Annotated in this window: 8 protein-coding genes and 1 pseudogene; all 9 read right to left on the bottom strand. The window is 63.6% G+C overall.

Annotation, left to right across the window (positions count from 1 at the left end):
• A pseudogene (locus VNC39_RS07055) lies at positions 1 to 200 on the bottom strand (hypothetical protein); the annotation flags it as partial.
• 257 nt (positions 201 to 457) lie between these two features.
• Positions 458 to 883, bottom strand: a complete 426-nt coding sequence (locus VNC39_RS07050) for an SRPBCC family protein (RefSeq protein ID WP_325397567.1) — start codon at positions 881 to 883, stop codon at positions 458 to 460.
• A gap of 51 nt (positions 884 to 934) precedes the next feature.
• Positions 935 to 1,390: an SRPBCC family protein gene (locus tag VNC39_RS07045; RefSeq protein WP_325397565.1), complete on the bottom strand. Its 456-nt coding sequence runs from the start codon at positions 1,388 to 1,390 to the stop codon at positions 935 to 937.
• Entirely contained in the window at positions 1,383 to 1,733 is a 351-nt protein-coding gene (locus VNC39_RS07040; RefSeq protein ID WP_325397563.1) for an ArsR/SmtB family transcription factor, read from the bottom strand. Before VNC39_RS07040 ends, VNC39_RS07045 begins: the two co-directional genes overlap by 8 nt.
• Before the next feature lie 81 nt (positions 1,734 to 1,814).
• Positions 1,815 to 2,453 carry an isochorismatase family cysteine hydrolase gene (locus VNC39_RS07035; RefSeq protein WP_325397561.1) on the bottom strand — a complete coding sequence of 213 codons (639 nt, stop codon included), beginning with the start codon at positions 2,451 to 2,453 and terminating at the stop codon, positions 1,815 to 1,817.
• Between the two features lie 557 nt (positions 2,454 to 3,010).
• Positions 3,011 to 4,561: a glutamine-hydrolyzing GMP synthase gene (guaA, locus tag VNC39_RS07030; RefSeq protein ID WP_325397559.1), complete on the bottom strand. Its 1,551-nt coding sequence runs from the start codon at positions 4,559 to 4,561 to the stop codon at positions 3,011 to 3,013.
• A gap of 16 nt (positions 4,562 to 4,577) precedes the next feature.
• A complete protein-coding gene (locus VNC39_RS07025; RefSeq protein ID WP_325397556.1) occupies positions 4,578 to 5,111 on the bottom strand; it encodes a GNAT family N-acetyltransferase in 534 nt (177 codons plus the stop codon).
• Positions 5,108 to 6,382: an RsmB/NOP family class I SAM-dependent RNA methyltransferase gene (locus VNC39_RS07020; RefSeq protein ID WP_325397554.1), complete on the bottom strand. Its 1,275-nt coding sequence runs from the start codon at positions 6,380 to 6,382 to the stop codon at positions 5,108 to 5,110. Before VNC39_RS07020 ends, VNC39_RS07025 begins: the two co-directional genes overlap by 4 nt.
• A 158-nt stretch (positions 6,383 to 6,540) precedes the next feature.
• Positions 6,541 to 8,034 carry an IMP dehydrogenase gene (gene guaB, locus VNC39_RS07015; protein WP_325397553.1) on the bottom strand — a complete coding sequence of 498 codons (1,494 nt, stop codon included), beginning with the start codon at positions 8,032 to 8,034 and terminating at the stop codon, positions 6,541 to 6,543.
• Between the last annotated feature and the right edge of the window lie 121 nt (positions 8,035 to 8,155).

Raw genomic sequence — 8,155 nt, 5'->3', positions numbered from 1 at the left:
TCATGCTCGGTGAACAGAAGGCGCTTCAGCCCGGCCCGCGCCTGGTCGTAGATTTCCAGGAAGTCGCTTTCCACGAAATCCATACTGTTGCGGTCCATCGCCCGCAGCACGGAATCGGGAATGTTGGTCGGTCCCGGGTTGGCGAAGAAATGCCGGCCCGGCTTGCGGGTTGGCGTCATGCGCAGGCTGGCGTCGGGCACGGTTCATCACTCCCATTCGATTGACCCATCGAGCCTATCGCGTTGCCTCCCCTGAGCAAAGATGGCTGGCGATTTTTGGGCGGCCCTCTGCCTGACCCCACTTCGGTCACGTCCGTTCCAGACGGCTAAATCACCCGCGGGTACCCTTCATGAAGCATCGTTTTGGAGGTAGCCATTCGCATTGTGAGAACCGCCCGAAGAGGTCGTGAATCATCGTGATTCCCCTTTCCTTCCGGGCGCCGTGTTCGTGGCGCCCGTCAGGCGCCGACCGCGATCTTCATGTCCCTGGGCTCCGGACGGCCTTCGCCTTTCTCGACCAGGTCTTTCAAGCTGAGCAAGAAGGTCGCCCACTTGGTGCTGCAGTGGTGCATGAATTCGTTGGGGTCGCGCCAGCCCTCATGGCTGAACAGCACGTAAGTCTGGCCGTCACGCCATTCGAGGCGGAAGCGTATCTCCGTGCCTACCCAGTCTTCCGCTGGACCGGAATAGCGCCACATCACGAGGCTCGGATCGGCGCAGATCACCTCCAGCCGGTTCCTGCGGAACTGAAACGCACCGCCTTTGGCGGCGTCACCGTGTGTCTCGGAGTACCACCAGTTCCGGATGCCCTCGATAGTCGTCAGCGCTTTGAACACATGGTCCGGCTCGGCGGCGATGCCGACGCGGTGAAGAATGTCGGGCATTTCGGATCTCCTTTTCCTGGTGAGGACGAGCGCCGCCATGCGGCCGCATATCTACTTTTTTCCGGCGTCGTTCAGGACGACAGCACCGGTCTCCAGCAGCGATTTCAGATTCGAGATGATCTTCGGCCAACCGCCCGACACGGCCGCGATCAATTTTGAGGGGTCGCGCTCGATGGTGTGGATGATGGAGAGCTTGACGGCGGACCCGGAGGGTTCCAGTTCCATTGTGCAGAGCGAGTCGCCCTCGGCCGCGAGCTCTGGATTTCGCTGGTGCCTCCAGCGGATTACCAATCGCGTTGGGCGTTCGGCCTCGACGATCTCGCCAGCGTCGCTGACGCTGCCGTCGGCGTGCACCATCTTCCACGAACTGCCCGGCCGCCACTCACTCTCGCAGCGCACGCCGAACCAGTACTGCTTCATGAACGCCGCGTCCTCGGTCAGCGCTGACCACAGTTTTTCGGGCGTCGTGCGAATATACGTCACGTAGTGAAAAGTCGTTCTAGCCATTGCCTTTCTCCAGTCGTCGTTTCAGCTTTGAAAGCGCCGTGAGGCGCGGCTTTTCGAACTTGGCAATCCAGCGCTCATAAATTTCCTGCAGGGGCACCGGATTGAGGAAATGCAGCTTCTCGCGGCCATGCCGCACGGTCGTGACCAGGTTCGCCGCTTCGAGCACATCGAGGTGCTGCGTGACGCCCTGGCGCGACATATCCAGGTGCTCGCACAGCTCGTTGAGCGTACGGCCGTCGTGCTCGTGCAACACGTCCAACAGCTTACGCCGGCTCGGATCGGCCAAAGCCTTGAACGTCAGATCGGTGTCAAGGCGATGCTCGGTCATGGCGAAAATACGCAAGTGATTACTTGCGTGAATATAGGCAAGAAATTGCTTGCATGTCAAGGATCACTTTAGCATCGGGGGTGTCAAACCTGACCACTACGCAGCTGGACCGCCGAACGACAGAGCGGAGACAATGTCCTTCGTCGTTACGATTGCGCTGGCGTAGTTCGCCATGTTGAGATCGAACGCAGCGTGCATCATTTCGTCCGTAAAATCAGCGACGGCGTCCTTGACGACCGTAACGTCGTAGCCAAGCTCGGCGGCGAAGCGGACGGTTGATTCGATGCAGGTATGCGCAATCAGGCCGATGACGATGAGCTCGTGGATGCCATGCGTTTTGAGCTGCAATTCCAGGTCGGTGTTGGCGAAACCACTCGAGCACCAATGCTCCGTGGCGACGATCTCGCCCTCCGCCGGCACGAACTCGGCCCGGAACTCGCCGCCCCAGGTGCCGAATTCGAACGACCTGTTCTTCCAGGCCGCCCTCTGGATCGGTGCGATATATTTCCAACTCGCGTAATCGCCGGGGCGATATCGATGATGCATCGCGAAAAAGACGCGAAGCTTCGCCTGTCGCGCGGCGTTCAGGACTTCCCGCATGTTAGGAACGCAGTTGTTGGCCTCGGCCACGGCTTTGATCCGGGGCCAGATCTTGCCGCCCTCGGAAATGAAGTCGTTGTAGGGGTCGACGACCAGAAGGGCGGCGATGTCCTTATCATATGACGGGTAAGTCATGAGCATCTCCGTTTCAGGCAAACAGTTGCCCCGGATGTCCGGACGCACGCGTGACAAGCTCGTTGCGGCCGAACGGCGGACGGCGGTGATCAGTCGGGCTGCGCCGCCTCTTCGTCTTCCGTCCGCCCGAACGCGGGGAGATACCGGCCGAAATTCAATTCGAAGTCGCTCGGCACACCGTAACCCACACCGCGGACCTTGGCACGAGGTCAGTCATTAGCGCGGCCAGTTCAACGATCGTCGCGGGAACGAACATATTGATCGGCGCGTTGCTGAAAGTGATTGTCCACCGGTCCGGACTAAGGCGGTCGACGTTGAACTGCGAAGGATCAGACATGACGCATCTCCTACTTGGCAGATCGGTTTTGCGTTCAAGCGGAGTTCAAGACACGGCGGCTTGCAGGCCCGGGGCTCCTCACCGCGCAGCATATCCTAGGCTATCACGGCTTCTTATTCCAATTACGTGCGCTCAGCGCCACACACGCTTCCGCGATTGTCACGGAACGATGCGCGGCGCCAAGCGGCGGAGATATCCGTTGAGGTTTAACCTTGGAACGTCACTCCCACTCGATCGTCCCCGGCGGCTTGCTCGTAATGTCGTAAGTCACCCGGTTGATGCCGCGCACCTCGTTGACGATGCGGTTCGACACGCGCGAGAGGAACGCCATGTCGAACGGGTAAACGTCGGCGGTCATGCCGTCAGTGCTGGTCACCGCGCGCAGGGCGCATACTTTGTCGTAGGTGCGGCCGTCACCCATCACGCCGACCGATTTCACCGGCAGCAGCACGGCGAAGGCCTGCCAGATGGCATCGTACAGCCCGGCGGCGCGGATCTCTTCCAGGTAGATCGCATCGGCCTTCTGCAGCACCGCCACCGCCTCACGCGTCACCGCGCCGAGCACGCGGATGGCGAGGCCCGGGCCGGGGAACGGGTGCCGGCCGACAATGGTCTCCGGCAGGCCGAGTTCGCGGCCCAGCGCGCGCACTTCGTCCTTGAAAAGCTCGCGCAGCGGCTCGACGAGTTTGAGCTTCATGTAGGCCGGCAGCCCGCCGACATTATGGTGCGACTTGATCGTCACACTCGGCCCGCCGAGCGCGCTCACGGAGTCGATCACGTCCGGATACAGCGTGCCCTGGGCAAGGAAATCCGCGCCGCCGAGTTTCTGCGCTTCCTCATCGAACACGTCGATGAACAGCTTGCCGATGATTTTGCGTTTCTGTTCCGGGTCGGTCACATCCGCCAGTTGGCCGAGGAACAGATCCGACGCGTCGCGGTGCACGAGCGTGATGTTGAACTGGTCGCGGAACACGCGCACCACCTCTTCCGCCTCGCCCGCGCGCAGCAGGCCGTGGTCGACGAAAATGCAGGTGAGCTGGTCGCCGATCGCCTCATGGATCAAGGCCGCCGCCACCGAGGAATCCACGCCGCCGGAGAGGCCGCAAATCACCTTGCCGGCGCCGACCTGGGCGCGGATTTTCGCGATCTCGGCCTGGCGGAAGCCGGCCATGGTCCAGTCGCCCTTGAGCCCGCAAACCTTGTGCGTGAAATTCCTCAGCAATTGCGCGCCGTGCGGCGTGTGCACCACCTCAGGATGGAACATCAGCCCGTAGAAGCGGCGCGCATCGTCGGCGATGATCGCATAGGGCGCGCCCTCGGAGACCGCGACGGTGCGGAAGCCGGGCGGGGCGGCGGAAATATGGTCGCCATGACTCATCCACACCTGCTCGCGCGCGCCCTTCACCCAGGTGCCCTCGAACAGCGCGCAATCGTCGGTCACGTCGATATGGGCGCGGCCGAACTCGCGGATGTCCGCGCCCTTGGCCTGCCCGCCCAGCTGCACGCACATCGCCATCTGCCCGTAGCAGATGCCGAGCACCGGCACGCCGGCAGTGAACACATAGTCGGGGGCGCGGGGCGAACCTTCATCGGCCACGCTGGCCGGGCCGCCGGACAGGATGATGCCCTTGGCCGCAAACGCCGCGATCCGCGCGGGATCGGCGTTGAACGGTAAAATTTCGCAATAGACGCCGCTTTCGCGCACGCGGCGCGCGATCAGCTGCGTGACCTGGCTGCCGAAATCAAGAATCAGGATTTTTTCTTCGCTCATGACGCGTGCTAGCGCATCAGGCGTCGACATCCAACAGGGTTTCTATCGGGTCCCAGGAATAGGCGACCTGCGGAATTGACTGGCCGTCGACATGGGTGACGCCGGTGGCGATGCGCTTGCCGCCGAGGCGCTGGTAGAAAAACCCCGCCGGGTTCTCGCGCAGTACCCAGGCATATGCGGAGCGGCACCCGAGCGAGGCGAGGAATTTCCCGGAGGCGCGCAGCAGCGCGCCACCGATCCCCTGATTCTGCCAGTCATCCATCACATACAGGGTCTCTACCTCGCCCTCGCCCAGCCGGCCGCTGCGGCTGCGTCGTGCGGACGTGAACCCCACCAGTTCGGGGCCGGCATCATCGCTGGAATCGATCGCCACATACATACCCAGCCCCAAGCGGATCGACCGGTCATATTGGCCGGCGAGCCTGATGGCGGAAAGGCGTTCGAGAAACTCGTCCGGCAGCAGGCCGGCATAGGCGCTGCGCCAGGTCGCCACATGAACCGCCGCGATGCCGGGGGCATCCCGGGCACGTGCGCGGCGGATCGCGATCACGCAAGCCGCTCCAGAATGGCGGCGAAGAACCCATCCGTATCATGGCGCCGTGGGGAAAGGCGCAGATACGGTCCGCGCAACGCCTCGGGCATTGCGACAGGCACCTGCCGATAGGTTGGATACCTGGCCAAGAACGCCTCCACCTGAGCCTCGTTCTCATCATTGAGCAAAGAACAGGTGGCGTAAATAAGTTTGCCACCGGGTTTCGTTAATTTTTGGGCATGATCCAGAATAGTCGCCTGCTTGGCCGTCAACTCACGGAGATCTTCCTCGCGTAGGCGCGGCCTGGCGTCCGGGTTGCGCCGCCAGGTGCCGGTGCCGGTGCAGGGCGCGTCGACCAGCACCCGGTCGAATTTCTGCTCCTGGCGCTTCACCCATTTATCGCCGGCGCTGAGCAGGTGAGATTCCACATTATGCACGCCGGCGCGGCGCAGCCGCTTGATGGCGCCGTCGAGCCGCGGCGCCGAGACGTCGCAGGCGACGATATGGCCCTTGTTTTCCATGGTCGTGGCGATCGCAAGAGTCTTGCCGCCGGCCCCGGCGCAGAAATCCACCACCCGCATGCCGGGCTGGGCGTCGACCAGCAGCGCGATCAACTGGCTGCCTTCGTCCTGGATTTCCACCAGCCCGTCCTGGAAGGCCTTGCCCTGCGTGACCGCCTGCCGGCCGGCGAGGCGCAGCCCCCAGGGGCTGAACGGGGTGGGCTGGGCGGCGAGCCCCTCCCCGGCCAGCGCCAGCATCGCCGCTTCGCGCGTGGTCTTCAGCGCGTTGACGCGCAGATCCAGCGTCGCCGGTGCGCTGAGCGCGGCCATTTCCGCCTCCAGCCCCGGCCCGAACTGGGCGCGCAGCTTCGGCAGGATCCAGTCCGGGACTTCGTAGCGCACCGGCTCCGGCATGTTGGGATGGTCCAGAGTCCGCCCGGCGAACTTGTCCAGAAACGCCGTCTCCTCCGGGGTGAGCGGCGGCGGGCCGTAGCGGCCGGAGATGAAGGCCATGGCGATCTTGTGCGGCGTCATGCCGGAGAAAATCGCCTGCAGCGCCAGCAGCATCCGCGGCGTCTCCGGCGCGCCCACATGGTTCAGCCACCAGCCCAGATGCCGCCGCGCCCGCAACACGCCCCAGACCAGGCTGCTCACTTCCCGCCGGTCGCCGCCGCCGATGAAGCGGCGGGTGCGGAAGAAATGATTGGCCACGGCGTCGGCAGGGCGGGAATCGGTTTCGATCTCCGTGAGAAGATCGATCGCAGCGGCCAATTGTCCGGCAGGGGTCATGTCGTGAAATCCAAAAATAAGGCTACTTTTTGTGAACAAAAAGTAGCAAAAAAACTTTATGACTCTGGGCATGGGCTGTGTCGGCGACAACGCCCATGACCCAGCGTAACAAAAGTTTTTGCGCCGCTTTTTTCAAAAAGCGGCTGCTTTCTTCTGCCTCATTCCTGACGGTAATTGGGCGCTTCGCGGGTAATCGCCACGTCGTGCACATGGCTTTCGCGCAGGCCGGCCCCGGTGATGCGGCGGAATTTCGCGTCGGTCTGCAACGCGGCAATATCGGCGCAGCCGGTGTAGCCCATGCCGGCGCGCAGGCCGCCGACCAACTGGTGGACCACCGCGGCCATCGGCCCCTTGTAGCCCACGCGGCCCTCGACGCCTTCCGGTACCAGCTTCAGCGTGTCCTTGATTTCCTGTTGGAAATACCGATCCGCCGAGCCGCGCGCCATGGCACCCAGGCTGCCCATGCCGCGATAGGATTTGTAGCTGCGGCCCTGATATAAGAAGACTTCGCCGGGCGCTTCGTCGGTGCCGGCCAGCATCGAGCCGACCATCACCGCGTCCGCGCCGGCGGCCAGCGCCTTCACCAGGTCGCCCGAGGCACGGATGCCGCCATCGGCGATCGCCGGCACGCCGCGCGTGCGGCAAGCGGCGGCGGTCTCCAGCACCGCGGAGAATTGCGGCACGCCGACACCGGCCACCACGCGGGTGGTGCAGATGCTGCCCGGGCCGATGCCGATTTTCACCGCATCCGCCCCGGCATCGATCAGCGCCAGAGCGCCCTCGGGCGTCGCCACGTTGCCGGCGATGATCTGCACCGCGTTGGACTCACGCTTGATGCGCTCGACCGCGCGCAGCACGCCGTCGGAATGGCCATGCGCGGTGTCGACCACCACCACATCCACGCCGGCTTCGACCAGGGCGGCGGCGCGCTCGACGCCGTCGGCGCCCACGCCGGTCGCGGCGGCGACACGCAGGCGGCCCAGCTCGTCCTTGTTGGCCAAGGGGTGCGCCTGGGCCTTGTCCATGTCCTTCACGGTCATCAGCCCGACGCAGCGATATTCCTCATCCACCACCAGCAGCTTTTCCAGCCGGCGCTTGTGCAGCAAAGCCCGCGCCTCCTCGGCCGAGACGCCGGTGGTGACGGTGGCGAGATTGTCCCGCGTCATCAGCTGGGAAATCTGCATGTTCGGGTCGGTTGCGAAGCGCACGTCCCGGTGGGTGAGAATGCCCACCAGCCGCCCGTCCCGCTCCACCACCGGGAAGCCGCTGATATTGTGCTGCGCCATCAAGGCCCGCGCATCGGCCAGGGTCTGGTCGGGGAAGATCGTCAGCGGGTTCACCACCATGCCGCTTTCGAACTTCTTCACCCGGCGCACCTGCGCGGCCTGGTCGGCGATGGTGAAATTCTTGTGGATCACGCCGATGCCGCCCTGCTGGGCCATGGCGATGGCCATCGCCGACTCGGTCACCGTGTCCATCGCCGCCGAGACCAGCGGAATGTTCAGGGAAATTGTGCGCGTGAGCCGCGCGCCGGTGCGCACCGTGGTGGGCAGAACTTGCGAATAAGACGGAACCAGCAACACATCGTCGAAGGCCAGAGCCTCGGAAATCCGGTTGCTGAAATCGGTTGGTGCAGAAATGTGGTTCGCCATGGCCCCGCGCTTTCAAATAAGAAGACCTTGGCGGCCCTCCTTAGGCCGGGCCGCGGCATGGCGCAATAGGTTAAAACAAGCGCAGAGAAGGCTACTTTTTGTGAACAAAAAGTAGCAAAAA

It is taken from the genome of Acidocella sp. (genome assembly GCF_035535915.1).
Classification (GTDB): Bacteria; Pseudomonadota; Alphaproteobacteria; order Acetobacterales; family Acetobacteraceae; genus Acidocella.
This window is presented reverse-complemented; position numbering and strand designations above follow the sequence as displayed.

Excerpts from the sequence above, each read along its gene's own strand:
- VNC39_RS07050 (WP_325397567.1), bottom strand. The coding sequence starts at position 883 with ATGCCCGACATTCTTCACCGCGTCGGCATCGCCGCCGAGCCGGACCAT.
- VNC39_RS07045 (WP_325397565.1), bottom strand. The coding sequence starts at position 1,390 with ATGGCTAGAACGACTTTTCACTACGTGACGTATATTCGCACGACGCCC.
- VNC39_RS07035 (WP_325397561.1), bottom strand. The coding sequence starts at position 2,453 with ATGACTTACCCGTCATATGATAAGGACATCGCCGCCCTTCTGGTCGTC.
- guaA (WP_325397559.1), bottom strand. The coding sequence starts at position 4,561 with ATGAGCGAAGAAAAAATCCTGATTCTTGATTTCGGCAGCCAGGTCACG.
- VNC39_RS07020 (WP_325397554.1), bottom strand. The coding sequence starts at position 6,382 with ATGACCCCTGCCGGACAATTGGCCGCTGCGATCGATCTTCTCACGGAG.
- guaB (WP_325397553.1), bottom strand. The coding sequence starts at position 8,034 with ATGGCGAACCACATTTCTGCACCAACCGATTTCAGCAACCGGATTTCC.